This is a genomic window from Glycomyces xiaoerkulensis, from assembly GCF_002798405.1.
Classification (GTDB): Bacteria; Actinomycetota; Actinomycetes; order Mycobacteriales; family Micromonosporaceae; genus Glycomyces; species Glycomyces xiaoerkulensis.
The window spans coordinates 68,108-92,212 of record NZ_PGGV01000014.1; the positions used below are offsets into that span (position 1 = coordinate 68,108).

The 24,105-nt window shown below is 72.3% G+C and carries 18 protein-coding genes; 10 read left to right on the forward strand and 8 right to left on the reverse strand.

From position 1 onward, the window contains the following. Positions 1–246 precede the first annotated feature (246 nt). The 4 genes from CUT39_RS04435 (at position 247) to CUT39_RS04450 (ending at position 6,591) form a co-directional block, all read left to right on the forward strand. Positions 247–2,085: a glycoside hydrolase family 3 protein gene (locus CUT39_RS04435; protein WP_100444763.1), complete on the forward strand. Its 1,839-nt coding sequence runs from the start codon at positions 247–249 to the stop codon at positions 2,083–2,085. Beyond that, entirely contained in the window at positions 2,082–3,365 is a 1,284-nt protein-coding gene (locus CUT39_RS04440; protein WP_100444764.1) for an exo-beta-N-acetylmuramidase NamZ family protein, read from the forward strand. Before CUT39_RS04435 ends, CUT39_RS04440 begins: the two co-directional genes overlap by 4 nt. 9 nt (positions 3,366–3,374) lie before the next feature. Then, positions 3,375–5,147, forward strand: a complete 1,773-nt coding sequence (locus CUT39_RS04445; RefSeq protein ID WP_100444765.1) for a serine hydrolase domain-containing protein — start codon at positions 3,375–3,377, stop codon at positions 5,145–5,147. A 160-nt stretch (positions 5,148–5,307) separates the two neighbouring features. Further along, on the forward strand, positions 5,308–6,591 hold the full coding sequence (locus CUT39_RS04450; protein WP_100444766.1) for an ATP-binding protein: 1,284 nt from the start codon (positions 5,308–5,310) through the stop codon (positions 6,589–6,591). Here CUT39_RS04450 and CUT39_RS04455 read toward each other — a convergent pair. The 6 genes from CUT39_RS04455 to CUT39_RS04480 form a co-directional block, all read right to left on the reverse strand. Then, positions 6,586–7,392 carry a DUF6999 family protein gene (locus CUT39_RS04455; RefSeq protein ID WP_100444767.1) on the reverse strand — a complete coding sequence of 269 codons (807 nt, stop codon included), beginning with the start codon at positions 7,390–7,392 and terminating at the stop codon, positions 6,586–6,588. The two genes, CUT39_RS04450 and CUT39_RS04455, sit on opposite strands and share 6 nt — an antisense overlap. Beyond that, a complete protein-coding gene (locus tag CUT39_RS04460) occupies positions 7,385–9,199 on the reverse strand; it encodes a 3-oxoacyl-[acyl-carrier-protein] synthase III C-terminal domain-containing protein (RefSeq protein ID WP_100444768.1) in 1,815 nt (604 codons plus the stop codon). The genes CUT39_RS04455 and CUT39_RS04460 overlap by 8 nt, the downstream gene beginning before the upstream one ends. A 4-nt stretch (positions 9,200–9,203) precedes the next feature. Continuing rightward, positions 9,204–10,364 carry a D-alanyl-D-alanine carboxypeptidase/D-alanyl-D-alanine endopeptidase gene (gene dacB, locus CUT39_RS04465; protein ID WP_100444769.1) on the reverse strand — a complete coding sequence of 387 codons (1,161 nt, stop codon included), beginning with the start codon at positions 10,362–10,364 and terminating at the stop codon, positions 9,204–9,206. 92 nt (positions 10,365–10,456) lie between these two features. After that, entirely contained in the window at positions 10,457–11,098 is a 642-nt protein-coding gene (locus CUT39_RS04470) for a response regulator transcription factor (RefSeq protein WP_100444770.1), read from the reverse strand. Continuing rightward, positions 11,073–12,212: a MacS family sensor histidine kinase gene (macS, locus tag CUT39_RS04475; RefSeq protein WP_100444771.1), complete on the reverse strand. Its 1,140-nt coding sequence runs from the start codon at positions 12,210–12,212 to the stop codon at positions 11,073–11,075. Before macS ends, CUT39_RS04470 begins: the two co-directional genes overlap by 26 nt. A gap of 99 nt (positions 12,213–12,311) precedes the next feature. Further along, complete coding sequence (locus CUT39_RS04480) at positions 12,312–13,502, reverse strand: MFS transporter (RefSeq protein WP_100444772.1); 1,191 nt, start codon at positions 13,500–13,502, stop codon at positions 12,312–12,314. A 104-nt stretch (positions 13,503–13,606) separates the two neighbouring features. Between CUT39_RS04480 and CUT39_RS04485 the strand changes: the two genes are divergently transcribed. From CUT39_RS04485 to CUT39_RS04510, 6 genes are all read left to right on the forward strand, one after another. Then, a complete protein-coding gene (locus tag CUT39_RS04485; protein WP_198586876.1) occupies positions 13,607–14,239 on the forward strand; it encodes a TetR/AcrR family transcriptional regulator in 633 nt (210 codons plus the stop codon). A 217-nt stretch (positions 14,240–14,456) separates the two neighbouring features. Further along, entirely contained in the window at positions 14,457–16,439 is a 1,983-nt protein-coding gene (locus CUT39_RS04490; RefSeq protein ID WP_408611106.1) for a HelD family protein, read from the forward strand. Between the two features lie 33 nt (positions 16,440–16,472). Further along, positions 16,473–16,811, forward strand: coding sequence for a GatB/YqeY domain-containing protein (locus CUT39_RS04495; RefSeq protein WP_157930477.1), 339 nt, complete (start codon positions 16,473–16,475; stop codon positions 16,809–16,811). A gap of 163 nt (positions 16,812–16,974) precedes the next feature. Then, positions 16,975–18,276 carry a glycoside hydrolase family 16 protein gene (locus CUT39_RS04500; protein WP_198586877.1) on the forward strand — a complete coding sequence of 434 codons (1,302 nt, stop codon included), beginning with the start codon at positions 16,975–16,977 and terminating at the stop codon, positions 18,274–18,276. Positions 18,277–18,401: 125 nt separating this feature from the next. Next, entirely contained in the window at positions 18,402–20,027 is a 1,626-nt protein-coding gene (locus tag CUT39_RS04505) for an acyl-CoA dehydrogenase family protein (RefSeq protein WP_100444776.1), read from the forward strand. 10 nt (positions 20,028–20,037) lie between these two features. After that, positions 20,038–20,991 (forward strand): pirin family protein, encoded by a 954-nt coding sequence (locus CUT39_RS04510; RefSeq protein ID WP_100444777.1) that lies wholly within the window; start codon positions 20,038–20,040, stop codon positions 20,989–20,991. Between the two features lie 24 nt (positions 20,992–21,015). Here CUT39_RS04510 and CUT39_RS04515 read toward each other — a convergent pair whose 3' ends face one another. Further along, positions 21,016–23,112 (reverse strand): iron ABC transporter permease, encoded by a 2,097-nt coding sequence (locus tag CUT39_RS04515; protein WP_269799140.1) that lies wholly within the window; start codon positions 23,110–23,112, stop codon positions 21,016–21,018. Next, on the reverse strand, positions 23,109–24,098 hold the full coding sequence (locus CUT39_RS04520) for an ABC transporter substrate-binding protein (protein ID WP_100444778.1): 990 nt from the start codon (positions 24,096–24,098) through the stop codon (positions 23,109–23,111). The genes CUT39_RS04515 and CUT39_RS04520 overlap by 4 nt, the downstream gene beginning before the upstream one ends. Between the last annotated feature and the right edge of the window lie 7 nt (positions 24,099–24,105).

Below are 24,105 nucleotides of genomic sequence, written 5' to 3' on the forward strand. Positions count from 1 at the left end.
GTCGGGGACGGTGTCGAGGGCGAGACTGAATACACCGTTTCCGATATATAACGAATGATACGGCCACAGGCTACGACGAACGCGGCCCTCGAGGAGGATCCCGCATGAAAGTTCGCTTCAGGTTATTGCTTTGTTATGAAGTTTTCTGCCAGGATAAGGCGGGTGGGGCACGATCCCTCACAAACCGCCCGGCCGCCGACCGGCGACCGCGGCACCCGAAGCCCTGTCCAGGCGGGAGTCTGCAACATGAAGCTGAGCCACAGGACGACATCCAAGCGACCGTGGGCGATCGGCCTCGCCGCCGCGCTCGCGACCGCGCTGCTCGCGGCGCCGGCCGGCGCGCAGATCGAGCCATCGGCCCCCGACGAAACCGGCACCTCCGCTCCCCCCTGGGACCGGATCAAGCAGAAACTGTTCGTCAAGCACCACCTCAAAGGCATGAGCCTCGAGGAGCAGGTCGGGCAGTTGTTCGTCACCTACGCCTACGGCGAGACCGGCGACACCACCGACCCCGACGACGTGGCCCGCAATCAGGCCGACCACGGCGTCGACAACGCCGACGAACTGCTGGAGACCTACCACCTCGGCGGCGTCATCTACTTCTCCTGGTCCGACAACGTGAACGACCCGCACCAGATCGCCGGGCTCTCCAACGGCCTCCAGGAGACCGCGGTCGACTCCGGCGGCACGCCCCTGCTGCTCGCCACCGACCAGGAGCACGGCATCGTCACCCGCGTGGGCCCGCCCGCGACCCAGTTCCCCGGCGCGATGGCCCTCGGCGCCACCCACGACCGCGACGCCGCCTACACCGCGGCCCGGATCGGCGGCCGGGAACTGCGGGCCCTCGGCATCAACCAGAACTTCGCCCCGGTCGCCGACGTCAACGTCAACCCCGGCAACCCCGTCATCGGGGTCCGCTCCTTCTCCTCCGACCCCGAGCACGCCGCCGACATGGTCGCCTCGCAGGTCGCCGGCTACCAGTCCGGCGACGACCTCGCCGCCACCGTGAAGCACTTCCCCGGCCACGGCGACACCGACACCGACAGCCACATCGGCGTACCGCTCATCACCCACACCTATGAGGAGTGGAAGCGGCTCGACGCCCCGCCGTTCCAGGCCGCGATCGACGCCGACGTGGACACGGTCATGACCGCCCACATCCAGTTCCCCGCTCTCGACGACTCGCTCAAACCCGCCACCCTGTCCGAACCGATCCTGACCGGACTGCTGCGCGACGAGCTCGACTACGACGGCGTCGTGGTCACCGACGCGCTCGGCATGCAGGGCGTCCGAGACGAATACGGCGACGACCGCGTCCCGGTCATGGCCCTCCAGGCCGGAGCCGACATGCTCCTGATGCCGCCGGACATCGACCTGGCCTACAACGCCGTCCTCGACGCGGTCGAGACCGGCGAGATCTCCAGGAAACGGCTCGAAGCATCGGTCACGCGCGTGCTGAACCTCAAGTACGAACTGGGCCTGTTCGACGACCCGTACGCCGACCCCGACCGCGTCGACGACGTCGTCGGCGCGAGCGAGCACCTGGCCACCGCGCAGGACCTCTCCGACCGGACCACGACGCTGGTGACCGACGACGGCGTGCTCCCGGCGTCCGAACCCGGCGACGCCCTCGTCACCGGCTGGGGCGTGTCCACCACCGGCACCGTCGCAGCCGAACTGGACCGGCGCGGCTGGGACGCCGAGAACCTCGTCACCGGGGCCGCCCCCGGACCGGCCGACATCGACGCCGCGGTCGCGGCCGCCGAAGGCAGGGACCTCGTCGTGGTCACCACCAACGGCGTCACCGCCGGATCGCCCCAGGCCGAACTCGTCGCCGCCCTGGACCGGAGCGGCGCCACCGTCGTCGCGATGGGCGTGCGCAACCCCTACGACATCGCCCACTACCTCGACCACGCCGACGCCTACCTCGCCACCTACTCCTACGGCGCGGCGCAGCTCGAATCGGCGGTGAAGGCCGTCGTCGGCGAACACGAGCCCGAAGGGCGGCTGCCGGTCGACATCCCGGCCGCCGGCGACCCCGGCACGGCGCTGTTCGAATTCGGACACGGATTGGGGTACCGATGATCGACCGCAGAAGGCTCTTCGGCGGCACCGCCGCCGCGCTCGGCGCCGCCACCCTGGCCGGCTCGTCGCCGGCCAGGGCCCGCCCGGGCCGCCGCAGGCGGGTCAAGCCCGGCATCGAAGTGCTCGCCGAGGACGGCTTCGCCGCCCTGGACGGGCAGGCGGTGGGCGTGATCTCCAACCCCACCGGCGTCCTGCCCGACCTCGGGCACGAGGTCGACCTCATGCACTCCAGCGGCGCGGTCGACATCGTCGGGGTCTTCGGACCCGAGCACGGCTTCCGCGGCACCTCGCAGGCCGGCGAGGGCGAGGACTTCTTCCTCGACCCCAGGACCGGCGTCCCGGTCTACAACGCCTACAACAACAAAGACCGCATGACCGAACTGCTGGACGAGGCCGGCGTCGAGACGCTCGTGTTCGACATCCAGGACGTCGGTTCCCGCTTCTACACCTACATCTGGACGATGTACCTGGCCATGGAGGCCGCCGCCTCCCTCGGACTGCGGTTCGTGGTCCTCGACCGGCCCAACCCGATCTCCGGGCGGGAGGCGTCCGGTCCGGTGCTGCGCCCCGAGCACTCGAGCTTCGTGGGGCTCAAACCGATCGCCCAGCGCCACGGCATGACCGTCGGGGAGCTGGCGAGCCTGTTCAACGCCGAGTTCGTCCCCGAAGCGACCGGCACCGCGGTCGACCTGACCGTGATCGAGATGGACGGCTGGCACGGCCGCATGTACTTCGAGGACACCGGGCTGCCGTGGGTCGCCCCGTCCCCGAACATGCCGACCGTCGGCACCGCCGTGGCCTACCCCGGGACGTGCCTGTTCGAGGCGACCGCGCTCTCGGAGGGCCGCGGCACCACGAAACCGTTCGAGCTGCTCGGCGCCCCCGGGATCGACCACGGCTGGGAGGAGGCGCTGAACGCCGCCGCTCTGCCGGGAGCGCGGTTCCGCGAGGCCTACTTCGACCCGACGTTCTCCAAATGGGCCGGCACCGTCTGCGGCGGCGTCGAACTCCAGGTCACCGACCGGGACGAATTCGACCCGATCCGCACCGGGCTGGCGATGATCATCGAGCAGCGCCGGGCCTTCGACCAGTACGGCTGGCGCGACCGGGACGGCCCGACCTCCTACTGGCTCGACAACCTCACCGGCGACCGGGCGATCCGGCTGGCCATCGAGGACGGCGCCGGCATCGACGAAGTGGCGGCGGTGTGGGCGGACGGGCTGGCCTCGTTCGCCGACCTTCGCGAGTCGCACCTGATCTACCGCCGCAACGGCCGGTGAGGAGGCATCATGAGACGACGGATGATGTTCAGCGGCGCGGCGGCGACGGCGCTGGCCGCGATGACCGGCGGCGCCCCGGCCGCCGCCGAGGAGCTGCCCGCGATGGCCGAGCCGACCGGACCGCCGGCCGCCGGGCCCGGCGACGCGGTGTTCCCCGACGTCCCGCACCCGCTGCGGCCCGGCTCGGCCGCCGAGGCCGGACTGGTCGCCGAGCACGTGGAGCGGATCGTGCCCGCGGTTTCGGCCCATATGGAGGGATCGGCTCCGTCGTTCCCCGGCTTCGTGGTCCTGGCCTCGCGCAACGGGGTGATCGCCGAGCACCGGGCGGTCGGCCACCGGCTGCGCTACGAAAGCTGGGACGAGGAGTCGGGGACGGCGGTCGAGCTGCCGGAGGACCGGTGGGAGCCGATGAGCGAGGACACGATCTTCGACCTCGCCTCGGTCTCGAAGCTGTTCACCGCCACCGTCGCCGGCCGCCTCCATGAACTGGGCCGGATCGACTTCGAGGCTACGGTGGTCGACCATCTGCCGGAGTTCGGCGCCCTCGACCCGGCCAAGAGCACGATCACCATGGGGCAACTGCTGTCCCACACCTCCGGGCAGATCGCGTGGGTCGACCTCTACGAGGAGCCCGACGACGAGGCCCGCATGCGGCGGATCTTCGCCGAGCCGCTGCTCCGCGAACCGGGCAGCGGCTACGGGTACTCCGACCTGAACCTGATCGTGCTGGCCGAGGCGATGGAGCGCGTCACCGGCTCGGGACTGGACGACCTGGTCGCCGAGTACATCACCGGTCCGCTGGGCATGGCCGACACCGGCTACAACCCGCCGCCGGAGCACCGGGGCCGGATCGCGGCCACCGAGTACCAGCCGTGGACCGGGCGCGGCATGATCCGCGGCTCGGTCCACGACGAGAACGCCTGGTCCTTCGGCGGCGTGGCCGGTCACGCCGGCGTGTTCGCCACCGCCGCGGACCTGGCGGTGTTCGGGCAGATGATCCTCAACGGCGGCGCCTACGGCGAGGCCCGGGTCCTCGGCGAGGAGACCGCGCGGCTGGTGTTCACCGACGCCAACCCCCGCCTGGGCGCGGGAGCGGCCCGCGGCCTGGGCTGGCAGTTGCACCAGCGCTGGTACATGGACGCGATGACCTCCCCGATCACCGCCGGGCACACCGGCTACACCGGTACCTCGCTGGTGCTCGACCCGCTGTCGGGATCGATGGCGGTGCTGCTGACCAACCGGGTCCACCCGACCCGCAACCGGGGCACCGTCAGTTCCTACCGCCGCGCCGCCCACCGGCCGGTCGCCCGAGCGGTGCCGGTGAAGCCGCGCACCGGGCGCCAGTCATGGTACTCCGGCCAGGCCGACGGCACCGAGGCGACCTTGACGGCCGCCCTGGATTCGCCGGTCGAGCGCGGCACGGCCCAGTTCGCGGTCTGGTACGACACCGAGCCGACCGACCTCGGCTCGGTGCGGGCCAGCGCCGACGGCGAGGAGTGGGAGACGGTCGCGGTCGAGTTCGGCACCGGGGCGCACCGGTGGTCGAGCGCGGGGGCCTTCTCCGGCTTCTCGGGGCGGCGGTGGATCGACGCGGAGGCCGACCTGCCCGCCGGCACGCGGTACGTGCGCTGGTCGTACGTGAGCGATTCGTACTACCAGGGCCGCGGGGTCTACGTCGACAAGATCAAGATCCGGGAGGGCAGGAGGGTCGTGTTCGAGTCGTCGAGACCGCGCGACCGGTCCCGGTTGGAGCCGGACGGCTGGACCCTCAGCGGGGACTGACTCTCCACCGTGCGGCCCCTCCGCGAGCGCGGAGGGGCCGCACGGTCCCGCCGATCACGAGGATGCCTCTTGCAAATCCGCCATGAAATCTCCGATTTTCAGTTATAATTTCTCTGATTTTCAGACATGGAATCTCAGATTTTCGGAGATGTGCCCGCGGATGTTGCAAGAACCCGATTCGATCGTCGACCGCCACTTGAAGCCGGTAGTCGCCCAGCGGCTGAAGGAGTCACCGGTGGTCGTGCTGACCGGTATCCGGACGGTCGGCAAGAGCACCCTGCTGCAATCCTGCTCGCGGCACCACGACGTGCCCGTGATCGATCTCGATGACCGAGAGACGCTCGCCCAGGTGCAGGCCGACCCCTCCCTCTTCCTCGGGGACGCGCCGGAACCGGTCTGCATCGACGAATTCCAACACGATGCGGACCTGCTGTACGGGATCAAGAGCGAGCTGAACGAGGACTTCCGCTACGGTCGCTACCTGCTCACCGGCTCGACGAGGTACAGCATGCTCCCTCGGGCGGCCCAGGCGCTCACCGGCCGAGCCCACGTGATGACGATCTGGCCGCTTTCCCAGGGCGAACTGCGGGGGACGCGCGAAACGTTTCTCGACACGCTGATGGAGGAACCCGAGCGGTTCCGGTCGGTGCAGGAGAGTCCGACCACGCGCGAGGCGTACACGGATGCGATCCTCGCCGGTGGGATGCCCATCGCCGTGTCGGCGCCGACCGAGGGTGCGCGCGGGCGGTACTTCGACGACCTGGTGGACATGATCGTCCTCCGAGACGTCCTCGACATACGCGCGGTGCGGCGGCGCGGGGTACTTCAGGACCTCACCAGGCATCTGGCGGCCAGGACCGGACAGGTGCTGAACGTGGCCTCGATCGCGCGCCAGACAGGACATGAGGCGCGGACGCTCGGCGACTACTTGGAGCTGCTTGAATCGGTGTTCCTGGTGCATCGGCTTCCGGCCTTCGGTCGGACGCTCGGGGCCAGGATCGCCAAGAGCCCGAAGGTCCACATGATCGACAGCGGCATCGCCGCTCGACTGCTCGGTGTCAATCGGCGTCGGCTGGAACTGCGGAGGCCCGCGACGATGACCGAGTTCGGCCACATCGTGGAGACCTTCGCGGTCAACGAGATCCTGAAGCAGGCCGGATGGTCCGAGACGTCGGTGGGTTTCTCCCACCTGCGCACCGCCGACCAGAAGGAGGTCGACCTCGTGGTGGAGGCCCGCGACGGCGCCGTGGCCGGGGTGGAGGTCAAGGCGTCGACCACCGTCAAGGAGTCCGACCTCACCGGCCTCCGGCTCATGCGCGATCGGCTCGGCGGCGACTTCACCGCGGGAGTCCTGCTCAATCTCGGGCGGCGGAGCTACCGCATCGACGACCGGCTCTACATCGTGTCGATGGACCGGCTGTGGGAGGACCGCAACGGCTCATGAGTCTTCCGCCAGGCGGGCCAGGTGGGCGTGGGCGTATTCGCAGACGACCGCGTGCCGGTAGACCGCGGCGGGCACGTCGGTGTTGGAGTCGACGCGGACGGCCGGATCGCCGGTCTGCCAGCGCAGGAAGGTCGGGTCACCGGTGAGGTCGGCCAGGATGGACAGGATCGAGTCGTCGAAGCGCATGGAGTGGACGGCACGGCGGTACTCCTCGGGGGTGAGGCAGAGGGCGAACGGCAGGTTCATCAGGCACAGGGCGGTCTGGATGTCCAGGTTGATCAGGCGTCGCCGGTGCGGTTCGGGGTCGAGCGGCGGGACGTCGAGCCCGGAGAGGTCCGGTTCGCGGGGCCGGACAGGGCCGGGGCCGAGTGCGGCCAGGACGTCGTAGACGTTGATGTCGTGCTCGATCACGGCCCGGTCGCCTAGTCCGGCGAGGTCGGTGGGCCGCAGTGACACCGGCCTCAGGCCCGGTGCTTCGGCGTTGCGGACGATGAAGTTGAGCAGGTTGGTCTCGATCACGAAGTGGCGGACGAGCAGCTCCACCGCGTGCGGGGAGACGAAGCGGCGCAGGAACCACAGGCACAGCCGGTCCATGACCGCGTGCGCGGTCCAGCGGATCGGGAAGAGTCGCTTGCTCATCACGATCAGGACGACGGCGATCCGGGAGATCGGTCTGGCGATCGGGTAGAGCCAGGTGCGGGTCCACCGTCGCTGGTCGTCGACGATCTGCCGGGCCACACGGGGGTCGAGCGGCATGGCCGGGTCGGCTTCGACCGCGTCCCACAGCGACGGGTCAGACATGGTCGAGCTCCTCGAGCTGGAGGATGTAGAGGCGGGCGACGACCTTGGCGGTCTTGACGATCCGGTCGGCCGCGGCGGCGTCGATCCGGTCAGAGCCGAGGATCGCCTGGAGTTTGGCGAAGTGGTCGTCGTCGGCCTCGCCGTGGTAGGCGAGGAAGCTCACCTGCCGCTCGCCCAGGTCCAGCAGTTCCCTGAAGCGGGCGGCCCATTCGCCGGCCTTGCCGGTGCCCAGGCCCTCGATGATGAACATGGCGCCGAGCAGGCCGACCGGGTCGGGCCGGCTCGCGGTGTCGAACATGTAGGCCGAGAGGGCTTCGGAGCCGATGTTCTTCTCGCCGGAGCGGATGTGCTCGATCGATCCGCCGCAGGCGGTGTAGTCGGCTTCGAGCATCATGAAGTCGCGGTGCTCCTCGGCGGCGTGGCCGATGGCGGCGCTGCGCAGGTCGAAGTTCTCGACCGAGAAGTTGGAGGCGGCCCGGGAGATCCAGCGGGCGCCGTCGGCGACCTGCTGGCGCAGGTTGTACAGCAGTCGGCGGTAGTCGTCGAGGGTGGCGGTGCCCTCGTTGAGTCGGCGCAGGACCGGGACGTCGTCGAGGCGGTCCTCGAAGTCCCGCCAGACGGCGTCGAGTCGGGCGTGGATGTCGCGCTGCATGGGTTTCGGTGCCTCCTCGGGTGGCGGGGTCGGGGCGGTCGGTTCGGCGGGGACGCAGGTGAGGTGCGCGAACGCGAAGGAGAACCGGCCGGATTCGGGGACGGCGAGCAGGATGGTCTGCCCGGGTTCGAATCGGCCGGTGCGCCAGCACTCCTCGAGAGCGATGTAGATGGACGCCGCGCCGGTGTTGCCGCGTTCGGCGAGGTTGGAGAACCATTTCTCGGGTTTGAGCGCGGCACCGGCCCGCGTGAGGCGGTCGAAGACGATGTCGCGGAAGGCGTGGGTGCTGTAGTGGCACAGCACGTGGTCGAGGCGGGCGAGGTCGACCGTCCCGGCTCGGGCGAGGCGCTGGAACTCCTGCAGGCCGGCCTCGGCGAGGTCGCCGAGCATGCCGGTGTCCTGGCGCAGCCGCATCATCCCGGCCTTCTCGGCCGCGGCGGCGGTGTCGGGGTCCTGCCAGGTGTCGCCGGCGCGGGGGCCGGGTCCGTCGCCCATGCCGGCGCGCATGCACACCGGGTGGTCGTGGGCCAGGGAGACGTGGCGGATCCAGTCGACGCGGAGCGAGGGCCGGCCGGGGCGCGGGGCGGGTTCGACGACGACGGCTCCGGCGCCGTCGGAGAGCATCCAGCGCAGGAAGGCGGCGTCGGCTTCGGCGCCGTCGAGGCGGGAGCGCCGCAGCCAGCGGCTGGCCAGTTCGGAGCCGACCACGGCGGCGCGGCGGTGGTCGCCGAGGCGGATCTTGGCGACGGCGGCGTCGAGCGCGGCGAGGCCGGAGGCGCACACGCCGCCGGCTGAGAGCAGGTGCATCGGGCCGCCGCCGAGGCGGCCGTGGACCATCGAGGCGAATCCGGGGACGAGCAGGTCGCCTTGGGTGGTGGCGGTGGCGAGCATGTCGAGGCCGGAGGCGGGCAGGTCGCGGTCGGCGAGGGCGGCGCCGACGGCCGCGGCGGCGAGTTCCTCGTTGAGTTCGGTGGTGCGGCCCTCGTCGTCGAGGGCGTAGTGGCGGGAGGTGATGCCGTTGGCGGCCAGGATGCGGCGGCGCAGGCGGTCGCCGCGTTCGTCGACGCCGCCGAGCCGGTCGGCGATCCGGTCGTTGCCGACCGGTTCGCCCGGCAGGTAAGCGCCGGCGGCGGTGATGAAGGCGGTTTCGGTCATGGGCTCAGTCCTGTTCGGTCACGGCCGCGGCGGCGGCCTCGTCGAGTGCGGCGCGGGCGGCACCGTGGTCGGGGTTGCCGCTGGTCAGGAATGCGAACGCCACCGGTCGCGGTCCGAAAGCGAGTCCGGTGAGACTGGAGACGCCGTTGAGGGTTCCGGTCTTGGCGCGGACGGCGCCGACGGCCGCCGGGGCGTGCTGGAAGCGGTCGCGGAGGGTTCCGGTGCGGCCGGCCACGGGCAGGTGGTCGAGGACCGGCCGCAGGTGCGGCCGGGTCCAGGCGGCGGTGAGCAGTCCGGTGAGGGCGGCGGCGGTGCACCGGTTGGCGCGCGACAGGCCGGATCCGTCCACGATGCTCACCTCGGCGGTGTCGGCGCCGAGGTCGCTCCAGGCGGTGGTGAGGGTGCGGCCGACCGCCGACCAGGTCAGTTCGCCGGTCACGGCGTGGGCCAGACGGAGCGCGACCATGTCGGCGAGGGTGTTGTCGGACTCCCCCAGGAAGCGTCCGACGAGGTCCGAAAGGAGCGGGGACCAGACCGTCGCCAGGACCGGGGCCCGGTGCGGCAGGCGGCCTTTGACGATGCGCCGGACGCCGAGGAGGCGGGCGAGACGGCGGGTCGCGGTGACGCCGGGGGCGCGGCGGCGCCGGTCGTGTCCCGACCGGAGCCGTCCGCCGTCGAGCATCAGCGGGGCCATCGCGGCGGTGGCGTGGCGCAGGTCGTCGGGACCGGTGCCGGGCGCACGGGGTCCGGGTCCGGCGACGGGGTCGACGATGAGGGTCCGCGGGGGCCTGCCGCCGCGGGCGGCGAGTGCCGCGCGGGCGAGCTCGGCCACGCTCGCCGCGCCGGGATAGTGCCCGGTGCCTTTGCGGCTCAGGGTGACGTCGCCGCCGCCGACGAGCGCGACCGCGTCCGATCCGGCGTCGACGACGCTGGTGGGGACGCGGTGGTCGGGCCCGAGGCGGTCGGCGGCGGCGATGGCGGTCACGAGTTTGACCGCGGAGGCGGGCTCGATCGGTTCCCGGGGCCGGCGCTCGTAGAGGGCGGCGCCGGTGGCGAGGTCGGTCACGACGGCGCCGGTCCGGCCGGGCAGGCGGCGGTCGCCGAGGACGGCCTCGAGGCGGACGGCGAGCGCCGATCGCGGCGGACTGGGACTGGTGAGCGGCATGCTCCAATTCGGCCACACCCCGGGCCGGGCCGCATCGGGAGCGCAACTTAAATTACCGGCGCGTAATACTCAGGTCGCCGGGGCTGAAGTACTCAGGCGTCCTCGTCGATGCCGTGCTCGATCGCGTACCGGACCAGTTGGGCGCGGTTGTGGAGCTGGAGCTTGCTGAGGGTCCGCTGGACGTGGTTCTGCACGGTCCGGTGCGAGAGGTACAGCCGGGCGGCGATCTCCTTGTAGGTCAGTCCGGTCGCGACCAGCCGCAGCACCTCGGTCTCGCGTTCGGACAGGCTCGGGCGCCGCTCGTCGGCGCCTGCCGTGGCCAGGCGGCGGTACTCCCCCAGCACCAGGCCCGCCAGGCCGGGCGTGAAGACGGCGTCCCCGGCGGCGACCCGCTCGACCGCCTCGAGCAGCTCGGCCGTACCGGCCGACTTCACCAGGTAGCCGCGGGCGCCGGCCTTGACCGCCTCCAGCACGTCGTCGGATTCGCCGCTGGCCGAGAGCACCAGGACCTCGGTCGCGGTGTCCTCGCCGAGCTCGCGCAGGACCGCCACGCCGGACCGGTCGGGCAGTTGGAGGTCGAGGATGGCCACCTCCGGGCGCATCTGCCCGATCGCGGTCAGGGCGCCGCGGGCGTCGCCCACGCAGGCGAGGACCTCGTGTCCGGCCTCGGTGAGGTCGCGGCTGAGCGCGTCCCTCCAGATCGGATGGTCATCGATCACGACGAGCGTCGCCATTGCTCCCTGCTTTCCGACGCGGGCGCGGCACCCGCATCTCGACTTCGGTCCCCTGGTCAGGGGTGGAGGTGATGATGGTCTTGCCGCCCAGCTCCCGGATGCGGCCCTCGATCGACTGGGCGACGCCGAGGCGGCCGTCGGCGGCGGCCTCGGTCAGGCGGCCCGGTTCGATGCCGGTGCCGTTGTCGCGCACGGTCACCGCGACCTCGTCGCTCTGGTCCTCGAGCAGCAGCCACGCCCGGGTGCCGTCCGGGCAGTGGTCGCGGACGTTGTCCAGGGCGCTGGTCACCGCGGCGGCGAGCTGGCCGGCGGTGCGGGAGGGCAGCCGGACCGGCGCGGCCGGGGCGGCGACGGTGACCGCGTCCCCGGCGAGGCGGCCCAGCAGTTCGCGCACGTCCCGCTGGCCGTCGAAGGGGTGCCGGTAGGAATCGGAGGAGATCAGCGACCGCAATGCCGCTTCCTGCTCCCCGGCGAGGCGGCCCAGTTCGGCGGCCTCGCCGCCGATGGCGTTGCCGCGCCGCTGCACCAGCGCCAGCACCTGGAGGACCGAGTCGTGGATGTCGCGGGCCAGGCGCTCGCGCTCGCGGTTGGCGGCGCTGCGCGCGGCGGCCTCCCGCAGCCGCTGCTCGGCTTCCACGCCGAGGCGGGTGAAGTGCCCCACCATGAGGCCGGTGAGGATCAGCAGGATCGCCTCGCTGAAGGTGTGCTCGGTGGGGCCGCCGCGGAAAGCCATGCCGAAAGCGGCCACGACCGCGCCGGCGATGACGCCGCGGCGGCGCCCGCCGGCGACCGCCCAGATCAGGACCGCCCCGGCCAGCCACGGCCCGACCGAGATCGGGACGCTCCGGTCGGTCAGGGCCAGCGCCCAGGTGGAGGCCACGACCGCACCGGCGGTGACGGCCAGATCGGTGTACATGATGGACCGGAGGAAGCCGTGTTTGACGTAGCTGCCGCTGGCTGCGGCGGTCCAGACCGCCATGCCCGCCACCAGCGCCGGCGCGACCAGCGGCTGGGCGAGGTGCTCGTAGAGGACCGCGCACATCACCACCGGGTAGCCCAGGGAGACGAAGCGGAAGACGGTGATGGCCCGCCGCAGTTGCGTCTCGATTCCCACGCGTCGATTCTCGCAGTTTCCCCGGGCCGGCCGCGCGGTCGACTCGTGCGGCTGTGCCGGCGGTCCCGTTCACCGTGCGGTACAGGGTGAACGGGCGCTTCAGGGCGCCGGAGCGAGGCGGCGGCGGGCGGTCGCGTAGGCGGCGCCGACCAGCGCCGCGGCGGCCGCGAGGGCGGCCAGGGTCGGTTGGAGCCCGATGCGGTCGATGACCGGCTGCGTGGCGATCGGGGAGAGGAATTGGCCCGCGAAGAGGGTGGAGCCGAGCAGCCCCATGGCCCTGCCGCGCACCGGGCCGTCGGCGAGGGCGGCGGTCCAGCTGTTGAGGTTCGGCATGAGGGTGCTCATGCCGAGTGCGAAGCACACGAGCGCCAGGACGACGACCCACACCGCCGCGGCCCGGGAGAGGACGAGCAGGCCGGTCGCCATGCTCGCGAAGGCGAAGACGGTGACGCCGACCGGCCCGAGCAGGCGCCGGACGCGGTGGAAGTTGAGCGCGATCGGCAGCGACACCGCCGAGGTGACGGTGAGGACGAGCGCCGCCTCGAACGGGTTGAATCCGAACCGGCCGGCCAGGAAGCTCGGCAACTGGGTGGGGATGGTGTAGAAGACGGCCTGGCTCAGCAGGGCCGCCGCCAGCGGCGCCAGCAGCAGCGGCCGGAGCCGGGCCGGACCGGGTTCGGCCGCGGTGTCCCGCCCCGCGCCGGTCCGGACGATGGGGACGGTGACTGCGGCCGCGATCAGGAGGACCGCGGCCACCAGGTAGATGAGGAAGGCGACCCGCCACTGGAGGGCGGCCAGCGCGCCGCCGCCGAGGATGAAGGCCATGCCGCCGACGGTGGAGGCGGCGAGCTGCTGGCCCATCAGGCGCTGGCGGGCCTCGCCGTCGAACAGGTCGGCGATGAGGGTGGTCGCGCTGGTCATCACGAAGGCGACGCCCGCCCCGAGGACGAGCCGTCCGGCGAGGATGGCCTCGAGGTTGGGGAGCCAGGCGCCCGAGGATCCGCCGAGGGCGATGAGGGCCAGGCCGGTCAGGAGCATCGGTTTCCGGCCCCAGCGGTCGACCAGGATTCCGGCCGGCGGTGAGACCGCGACGATGGCGATGGCGTGGGTGGACAGGACCATGGCCGACAGGAGCCGGACGCGGTCGTGGTCGGCGAAGACCTCGCGGATTTCGGGGATGGCTGGGGCGATGGTGGCCCCGGCGAGGATGGTCATCAGTCCGGTGGCGATGAGCGTGAGCCGGGTGGCGAGCGAGGGATTCGCCGTCGGCCGGGTTCCGAGTGCGGTCATGCCCAATATTTTGTCACCACGTGCCAAATGGCGTCAAGTGACAATGATGTATGATGGCGGTCACCGCGGTGTTCAAGAGCCGCCGACCGGGGAAGGGACCTCGCATGCAGCACGAGACTGAGGCGCCGCTCGGCCTGCGCGAACGGAAGAAGCGGCGGACGCGGGCCGATCTGGCGTCCGCCGCCGCCACGAAGTTCGACCGGGACGGCTTCGAGGCGACCACCGTCGAGGCCGTCGCCGACGCCGTCGAGGTCTCCAAGCGGACTTTCTTCCGCTACTTCGACTCCAAGGAGGCCGTGGCGGTGGCGCCGGAGCTCGATCTCTGGGAGGCCGTCGGCGACCGCCTCGCCGAGGCCGAGCCCGCCGGGACCACCGTGGTCGACCTGATCCGGCGGGCGCTGACCGAGGCCCTCGACCTCATGCCCGCCGACTGGCCCGAGCGGTTCTTCCTGTGCCGGAGGCTGGTCGCATTCAACCGGTCGGTGCGCGCCGAGAGCCTGCGGGCGGCCGACGAGGCCCAGCGGGACCTGGCCGCACGCCTCGCCCCCCGCCTCGGCACCGACGACAACGACCCCGTGCTGCGACTGGCGGTCGAGACCGGATTCGCCGTCTGGCGCACCACCGCCCGGCTCTGGGTCTCGGGCCGCAAACGCGGCACCGACCGGCCGCTGCCGACCGTGCTCGAGGAGGTCCACGCCGCGATCCCGGCCGCCGTCGCCCTCACCGCACGGCCCTGAGCGCCCGCCGCGGCGACCGTCGCCTCCGTCACAGTGCACTGAACCCCGGCCTCCGGTAAAGTCGGCAAGGTTGCGCGCCCGCGCGGCGGCCGCCCGCCCCTCGGGATCGCCCCGCTCCGGGCGCATCGAGCCCGACCATGATCCGCCGACGGGAGGACCCGTGTCCGAAGCCGAACTGCGCGCCGAGATCGCCCACCACGAACGGGTCCGCGAGGCGATGACCAGCATGCACCGCGACACCGCCGGTCTCATCGAGGGCTTCGAGTCCGAGTTCGAAGAGGGCAAGCAGAACCGCTTCGAAGGCGACAAGGGCCCGGACAAGCACCTCGGGTTCTCCATGGCCAACTTCGGCGCCGACCGCATGGCCGACCTGGCCGTCCGGGAGGTCGCGCTGTTCTTCGGGCGCCTGTGGTTCGACTCCGGCGAGGACTACCACATCGGACGTCGGCACGTCCGCGACGACTCGGCCTCCCCGCTGGTCCTCGACTGGCGCGCACCGGTGTCGCAGCACTACTACCGGGCCTCCGCGCACGACCGGCACGGGGTGGCCAAGCGTCGCCGCTTCGGTTTCCGCGGTGGGGCCATCACCGGCTTCGAGGACGAGGACCTGCGCCTCGGCGAGGAGGTCGTCTCCGACATCCTCACCGCCGAGATCGAGCGCCCCCGAACCGGCCCCATGCGGGACATCGTCGCCACCATCCAGCCCGAGCAGGACGAGCTCATCCGCCGCGACGCGGCCACCACGCTGTGCGTCCAGGGCGCTCCGGGCACCGGCAAGACCGCCGTCGGCCTCCACCGCGCCGCCTGGCTGCTCTACAACTACCCCGAGCAGCTCGAAAAATCCGGGCTGCTCGTGATCGGCCCCAACGAGGGCTTCCTCGCCTACATCGCCGGGGTGCTCCCCACCCTCGGCGAGTCCTCGGTCCGGCAGGTCACCGTCGACCGGCTCACCGGCGCCGACACCGCCCGGGGCACCGACTCCCACGAAGCGGCGATGGTCAAGCACGACGCCCGCATGGCGGCGGTGTGCGAGCGCGCCGTATGGGGGCACCTCGGCCGCCCCGAGGACGGCGGCGTCACCGCCGACCGGCCCCTGGAAGTGGGCGACGGCGGCTGGCGCTGGCGGCTCGGACTCCGCTACCTCACCGAGGCGATCCAGAGCGCCCGGAAGCACACCCGCACCTGGGAGGCCGGCCGGAAGGCCCTCGAGGACGCGATGGTGCACGGCGCCCGCCGCCAGGCCGAGATCCGCGCCGGCATGGCACCGGACTCCAAGTGGGCCACCAGGCTCAAGAAGCAGCCGGCGTTCAGGGACTTCCTCGACGCCGTCTGGCCCAAGCTCAGCGCCAAGGCGGTCCTCCGCAAGCTCTACCTCGACCCCGGTTTCCGGAGCGACGCCACCGCCGGGCTCCTCGCCTCCGAAGAGGCCGAACTGCTCGCCGCCCGCGGCCGGACGGTGAAGCACAGCGCCGCCGACCTGCTAGTCCTCGACGAGATCACTTCGCTGCTGAAGCTGCCGAAGCCCTCCGACTCCTTCGGCCACATCGTGATCGACGAGGCCCAGGATCTCTCGCCGATGCAGTGCCGCGTCATCGCCCGGCGCGGCGGGACCGGGGCGCTCACCGTCCTCGGCGACCTCGCCCAGGGCACCACCCCGTGGGCCGCCGCCGACTGGCGCACGCAGATGGGGCACCTGGGCCGGACCGGCGTCGAGTACACCGACCTGACCGCCGGCTTCCGCGTGCCCGGGGTCATCATCGGCCTGGCCAACCGGCTGCTCCCGCACCTGGGCGTCGAGGTCGCCCCCGCCCGCTCCATCCGCTCCGACGGCGCCCTCGACCGGATCGAGGTCGCCGATCTGGCCGCGGGAGTGGCCGAGGCGGTCGGGAAGGCGCTCGCCGAGGAGGGCATGGTCGGCGTCATCGCCGCCGACGAGCGCCTGAGCGAGCTGCGGGCGGCCCTGCCCCGGACCGACCGGGTCGACCTGGTCCCGGCGACCCTGGCCAAGGGCCTGGAGTACGACCACGTCGTCGTCGCCGAGCCGGCCGAGATCATCGCCGCCCCGGCCACCGGCGGCGCCACCGTCGCAGGAGTCGGCCTCCGGCATCTCTACGTCGCCCTCACTCGGGCCGTCACCCGCCTCACCGTCGTCCACGCCCGGCCCGTGCCGCCCCAACTGGGCGGGATCGACATCGATTGAACGGGCCCGCTCCCAAGGCATAGGCTCTCCGACATGTCAGTGCGCCAAGCTCTAAAGCAGGACCTCAAGCAGGCCGTGAAGGACCGGGACCGGACCGCCGCCTCGACGCTCAAGTCGGCGCTGGCGGCCATCGACAACGCCGAGGCGGTGGCGGCGGTCGAGGCCGATCCGGACCGGCCGATGGGCGAGGCCGGGCTCGGCGGGGACGTCGCACGGCGCGAACTCGGCGAGGACGGCATCGCGGCGGTGCTGCGATCGGAGGTGGCCGAACTGCGGGCGGCCCTGGCCGAGTACGAGCGGCTCGGGAAAGCGGGCAAGACCGCCGAGTTGCGGGCGGCCCTGCAGGTGCTCGGCCGGTACACGGCGGTCTGAGGCCGCCTCGCGGGCGGCCGATCCGCGAGCGGCATTGACAGTAGTCGATGCTCGATGGTAGAAACAAGGGACCGATAAGAGAGAGCGCTCTCTCATCTTGGCCCTAATCCAGCCTCCATCATTGGAGAGCGCTCTCTTCTCACTGCGACGAGAGGACGCACCCGTGAGATCACCCCGAGAACCCCGTCAAGCCGGGCCGCGCCGACGGCACCGGAAATCCTGGCGGCTCCTGGCGCTCGCCTGCGCGGCCGTCGCCGCCGGCGCGGTCGGCCTCAACACGCTCGCCGGAGGCACCGAAGCCGAGGCCCAGGACCAGACGATGCAGTTGACCTGGAGCGACGAGTTCAACCAGCCGGCCGGCTCGCCGCCCGACCCGGCCAAGTGGCGCCACGAGATCGGCGGCGAGGGCTGGGGCAACGGCGAGCACCAGTACTACACCGACAGCACCGACAACGCCGTCCACGACGGCAACGGCAACCTGGTCATCACCGCCCGGCAGGACAACCCCGCCGGCTACCAGTGCTGGTACGGCACCTGCGAATACACCTCGGCCCGCCTGCTCACCGAGGAGACGTTCACCCAGCAGTACGGCCGGTTCGAAGCCCGCATGCAGATCCCCACCGGCCAGGGGGTCTGGCCGGCGTTCTGGATGCTCGGCGACGACTTCCGCGACGTCGGCTGGCCGCAGACCGGCGAGATCGACATCATGGAGAACGTCGGCCACGAGCCCAGCACCGTGCACGGCACCATCCACGGCCCCGGATACTCCGGCGGCGGCGGCATCGGCGAGAGCTACACGCTCCCGAACGGCGAGCGCTTCACCGACGGCTTCCACACCTTCGCGGTCGACTGGGGCCCGGACTACATCACCTGGTCGGTCGACGGCAACGAGTTCTCCACCAAGACCCCGGCCGACGTCGGCGGCAATGAATGGGTGTACGACCACCCGTTCTTCATGATCATGAACGTCGCCGTCTGCGGCGAATGGCCCGGCTGCCCCGACGAGACCACCCAGTTCCCGCAGAGCCTCACGGTCGACTACGTCCGCGTCTACACCCAAGGCGACGGCGGCGGTGGCGGCGACGGCTCGACCGGCCCGGTCACCGGCTACGCCGGCAAGTGCATGGACGTCGAGGCGGCCAACAGCGCCGACGGCACCCCGGTCCAGCTCTACACCTGCAACGGCACCGACGCCCAGCAGTGGACCTTCCACGACGACGGCACCGTCCGCGCCCTCGGCAAATGCCTGGACGTCTCCGGCGGCTCGACCGCCAACGGCGCCGAAGTCCAACTGTGGACCTGCAACGGCACCGGGGCCCAGCAGTGGACCCTGAGCGGAGCCAACGACCTGGTCAACCCGCAGGCCAACAAGTGCGTCGACGTCGCCGGTTGGAACTCCGACGACGGCACCGACCTCATCATGTGGGAGTGCCACGGCGGAGAGAACCAGAAATGGTACCGATAGCGCCCTGACCGAGGCGGTCCCCGGCCACGGGCCACTCCGGCCGGGGGCCGCCCGCCCCTGCGTCCCTCGTCCGATCGCGCGCGGCCCTAAAATGGACGGCCCCATCGAGTTAGAGGGAGCGCGCGATGACCGATCCGGCCCGGACCCACGACGTGGTCAACCAGCCCCCGCCCCTGACCGGCGAACTGTTCGAGCAGAACACCCCGCTTCGGGAGGCCGCCGAACGCGCCGGAGCCGGCTGGATCGCCGAACAAGCGAGCGAAATGGGCGAGCTCCTCGGCGGCGCCGAGGCCGCCCGGTGGGCCGAGGAGGCCCACCGGTACCCGCCGGTGCTGCGCACCCACGACCGCTACGGGCACCGGATCGACGAGGTCGACTTCCACCCGTCCTGGCACCGCTTCATGGACCTGGCCGTATCGAACGGAGCGCACGCGATGCCGTGGACCGGCGCCGGCCCCGGCGCCCACGCCGCCCGGGCGGTGCTGCTGTCGCTGCTGGCGCAGGTCGAGCCCGGCCACTGCTGCCCGATCTCGATGACCTACGCGGCGGTGCCCGCGCTGCGGGCGAACGCCGAACTGGCGTCCGAATGGGAACCGAGGATCACCTCCACTTCGTACGATCCGGGGCTGCGGCCGCCGGCGGACAAGGCGGGCGTGCTGGTCGGCATGGCGATGACCGAGAAGCAGGGCGGCTCGGACGTGCGGGCGGGCTCGACCACCGCCACCCCCGCCGGCGACGGCACCTACGTGCTGCGCGGCCACAAGTGGTTCTGCTCGGCGCCGATGAACGACGCCTTCCTGGTGCTCGCGCAGGCTCCCGGCGGGCTGTCGTGCTTCCTGCTCCCCCGCGTGCTGCCCGACGGGACTCGCAACGCGATCCGTTTGCAGCGCTTGAAGGACAAACTGGGGAACCGGTCGAACGCCTCGGCCGAGATCGAGCTGGCCGACGCGGTCGCCCACCCGGTGGGCGAGGAGGGCCGGGGCGTGGCCACGATCATCGAGATGGTCGGCCACACCCGGCTCGACTGCGTCACCGCCAGCGCGGCCGGGATGCGGCAGAGCACCGCCGAGGCCCTCTGGCACGCCGAGCACCGCGAGGCCTTCGGAGCACCGCTGGTCGAGCAGCCGCTGATGAGGCAGGTCCTGGCCGACCTCTGCGTCGAATCCGAGGCGGCCACGGCCACCATGATGCGGCTGGCTTCGGCCTACGACTCCCCCGCCGAGGCGGCGTTCCGGCGCCTGGCGACCGCGGTCGCCAAGTACTGGGTCTGCAAGCGCGGGCCCGTCCACGCCGCGGAGGCGCTCGAATGCCTGGGCGGCAACGGCTACGTGGAGGAGGCGCCGCTGGCGCGGCGGTACCGGGAGCAGCCGCTGCTGTCGATCTGGGAGGGATCGGGGAACGTGATCTGCCTGGACGTGCTGCGGGCGCTCGCGACCTCGCCGGAGTCGGGCGAGGCGTTCGTGGCCGAAGTGGAGCGGGCCGAGGGAGCGAACGGGCACCTGGACGCGCACGTGGCGAACCTGAAGGGGGCGCTCGCCGGGGGCGTGGAGCAGGCGGGGGCGAGGCGCCTGACCGAGGACCTGGGGTTGGCGCTCCAGGCGAGCCTGCTGGTCCGGCACGCCCCGCCGGCGGTGGCCGACTTCTTCTGCGCCTCGCGACTGGGACCGGGCCGGGGTCTGAACTTCGGGGCGGTGCCGTCCCCGGCGAGCGCGGCCGCGATCGTCGCCCGCCACCGCCCGGCGGCGCCTTAGCCTGGTGGGTATGAGCAATCTGGAGCCCCGCCCCGAGGAGACGCCGTGCCGGGCCCCGGAGGGCGTCGGCGGGGAGGTGCGGCTGCTGGAGTCGCGGCGGGTGCCGCTGGGCGGCCTGCGGGCGATGGAGGTCGGTCGCACGCTGCCGCAGCGGACCGTCCCGACGGTGGGCGCGTGGTGCTTTTTGGACTGTTTTGGTCCCGAGCGCACCGACATGCGGGTGCTGCCGCATCCGCACGCGGGGCTGCAGACGGTGACCTGGCCGATCCGGGGCGAGATCCGGCACCGGGACAGCCTGGGGTCGGACGTGGCGGTCAAGCCCGAGCAGCTCAACCTGATGACCAGCGGTCCGGGCATCGCGCATTCGGAGTTCACGCTCGGCCGGGAGCCGATGGTCCACGGGCTGCAGTTGTGGGTGGCGCTGCCCGGGGGCGGGACGGCGGCGCGGCCGGATTTCGAGCAGCACGCGGACCTGCCGCGGTACGAGGGCGACCGGGTGCGCGGGATCGTGGTGATCGGGGAGCTGGACGGGGCCGCCTCGCCCGCGAGCGCGTACACGCCGCTGCTGGGCGCCCAACTGGAGGTCGCGCCGGGTGCGGGCGGGGCGGTGCCGCTGCGGCCGGATTTCGAGCACGCGGTGCTGGTGATCGAGGGGGCGGTCGAGGCGGCGGGCACGGCCCTGGAGCCGGGACCGCTGCTGTACCTGGGGACCGGCCGGGAGGAGTTGCCGCTGGTCTCGTCGGGCGGCGCGACGGTGTTCCTGCTCGGCGGCGAGCCGTTCGGCGAGGAGCTGGTGATGTGGTGGAACTTCGTGGGCCGCGACCACGAGGACGTCGTCGCGGCCAGGGAGGCGTGGGAGGACCCGGATCAGACGCGGTTCGGCGCGGTCGCCGGCCACGACGGGGCGCGCATTCCGGCCCCGCCGCTCCCGGGCGGGCGCCTGCGTCCCCGGCGTCGCCGTTGAGCGGGCGCCCTGGACCGCTCGCGGTCAGGCGACCGCCCGGCGGGTCCGCCACAGGAGCCACACGAAGTACGGGGTGCCGATCAGGGCGCACACCAGGCCCGCCGGGATCTGGGCGGGCGCGATGACCGTCCGCCCCAAGGTGTCGGCGACGCTCACCAGGAGCGCGCCGAGCAGGATCGCCGTCGGCAGCGCGCGGGAGGCGCGGGAGCCGACCAGGGCCCGCGCCAGGTGCGGGGCCACCAGGCCCACGAATGAGACGACGCCGACCACCGCGACCGCCGCGGCGGTCAGGAGCACGGCCGCGCCGAGCAGCAGCAGGCGGACGCGTTCCAGCCGCACCCCGAGGGTGCGCGGGGTGTCGTCGTCGAGCGCCAGCAGGTCCATCTCCCGGCGGTGCACGGCGATGAACGGCACCAGCAGCGCCAGTGCCGCCGCCACCGGAACGAGCCGGACGGCGGTGCGTCCGTAGGTCGACCCGGACAGCCAGGTCATGGCCTTGGGCGTGTTCCAGGGGTCGGCGTAGATGATCAGGAGGGTGATGAGCGCGGTGGCGATGGCCGAGACGCCGATGCCGATGAGCACCAGGCGCGCGGTGTCGAGTCCGCCTTTCCAGGCCAGGCCGTAGACCACTGCGAACGCCGCCAGGGCTCCGGCTGCGGCGCAGGCGGTGACCGCCCACGGACCGGCGCCGGGGAACCAGGTGATGAGTGTCACTGCTCCTACGCCGGCCCCACCGGTGACGCCGAGGATGCCCGGCTCGGCCAGCGGGTTCCGGCACACCGGCTGGGTCACCGCCCCGGCTGCCGCGAGCGCGGCCCCGGCCAGGACCGCGGCGAGCACGCGCGGGTAGCGCTGGTCGATGATCCAGGTGTAGGCCGCGCCGGTGCGGCCGGTGAACCGGTTCCAGACGTCGCCGGCCAGGAGCATGGTGTCGCCCGAGAGCATTCCGGCGACCAGGGCGGCGCCGAGGCCGGCGGCCAGGACGGCGGTGATGAGGGCGTATCCGGCGCGGGTCCGGCCGCCGGCGCCGTGCAGCATCGCGGGCCGGCCGGCGGCGCCGGAGTCGGTGACGCGGCGGGCCAGCCACACCATGATGCCGGCGCCGAACACGGTGGTGGTGACGCCGACCGGGATTATGTACCCGGCGGCGCCGCCGAGGACGGCGCGCACGACCAGGTCGGATCCGATGAGGACTATCGCCCCGCACAGGGCGCTGAACGGGATCAGGACCCGGTGCTTCAGCAGGTGGGGCAGGCGTTCGGCGATGATGCGGGCGATGACGGGCGCGGCGAGGCCGACGAAGCCGATCGGTCCGGCCACGGCCACCGCGCAGGCGGCCAGCAGCAGGGAGCAGAGGACGGCGGCCAGGCGGGTCCGGCGGACGCCGACGCCGAGGCCGGCGGCGGTGTCGTCGCCCAGGCGCAGCACGTCCAGGCGCGGACCGAGGACGACCGCGGCGACCAGGCAGGCCGCGACCAGCGGCGCGGTCGGGGTGAGGGAGCCGAACCCGACGACGCTGAGGCTGCCCGAGCCCCAGGCGAAAAGGCTGATGGTCCGCTCCTGGAACAGGATCAGCAGGAGTGTCACCAGGGCGTTGGTGGCCAGGGTGACCGCGGAGCCGGCGAGGATGAGCCGGGTGGTGGAGGCGCCGCCGCCGGCGGAGACGGCCAGTACCAGCGCGGCGGTGGCGAGCGCGCCCAGGAAGGCGACGCCGACACCCGACAGGACCGGCAGCGTGAGGCCGAAGACGGCGAAGGCGGCCACGGCGAGGTAGGCGCCGCCGGTGACCGCGAGCGTGTCGGGGCTGGCCAGCGGGTTGCGGGCGATCGACTGCAGGAGCGCCCCGGAGCCGCCGAGGGCGGTCCCGACCAAGACCGCGGCGGCCAGCCGCGGCAGCCGGGACTCGGTGAAGACGTCGAGGGTGGTCGGGTCGGCCCCGCCGGTCAGCAGCCGCACCAGTTCTGCCGCGCCGAGCGACGACGAGCCCTGGGTGAGATGGACGGCCGCCAGCGCGACCAGGACCCCGACGGTGACAGTGAACACGGACGCGGCAGGAAGGAATCGCGTCCGGGTGCCGATCGGGGCCGCTGGTCGCGCCGGCGGGGCCTGGGTGGTGCTCAAGAGGTGTAGACCTCGGCGAAGAAGTCGAGCAGGACCTTGCTGGACTCGGGTCCGCCGAAGGTCCAGGCGCCCTCGGTGAGCTGGTAGGTGTGGCCGTCCTCGACGAACCCGAGGCCCGCCCAGAGGTCGTTGCCGGGCAGGGTCTCGGCGAACAGGCCGCTGTTGTCGGACTCGTTGTAGATCAGGCGCAGGTCGGTGTCGGCGTATTCGCTCATGCCTTCGAGGTCGTTCTGGCCCAGGCCCCACTGGCCGTCGGTCTCGCCGTCCCAGGCGTTGGTGAGGCCGACCTCGGTGGCGAGGTTGCCGACCTGGGAGGAGGGGCCGAACATGCGGATGGCGACGGTGCCGCCGTCCTCCCAGCCGTCGACCCACAGGTAGGGGACGTCGGCGGTACCGGCTTCGGCGATGGCGTCGGCGACCTCGTCGACCTTGGACTGGAAGTCGTCCATGAGGGCACCGGCCTCCTCGGTCTTGCCCAGGAGCGCGGCGATCATGAACAGGTCGTCCTCCATGCGCTGCAGGTTGTCCTCTTCGGAGGATCCGGCGGCGACCGCGACGGGCGCGAACTCGCGGAGCTGCTCGATGACGCCCTCGTCGCGGTTCTCGGTGATGACCAGGTCGGGGCTGAGGGCGGCGATCGAGTCCACGGAGGGCTCGGCGCGGGTGCCGACGTCCTCGACCGAGTCGTCGAGCGGGACGGAGGCGCCTACCCAGGTGTGGTAGCCCTCGACGTCGGCGACGCCGACGGGCATGACCCCGAGGCTGGCGGCCATTTCGGCTTCGGCCCATTCGAGCGCGACGACGTCGGTGGCCGGGGCGTCGAGCTCGACGGTGGTGTCGGTGGCGTCGACGACCGAGACCGGTCCGGCCTCGGCGGTGGTCTCCTCGCCCTCGTCGGGGCCGTCCTCGGTGGTCCCGCAGGCGGCCGCGGCCAGGACGGCGGCGGCAGCGGGCAGGGCGATGAGAGCGCGTGGGTGGATTCGCATTGCGTTC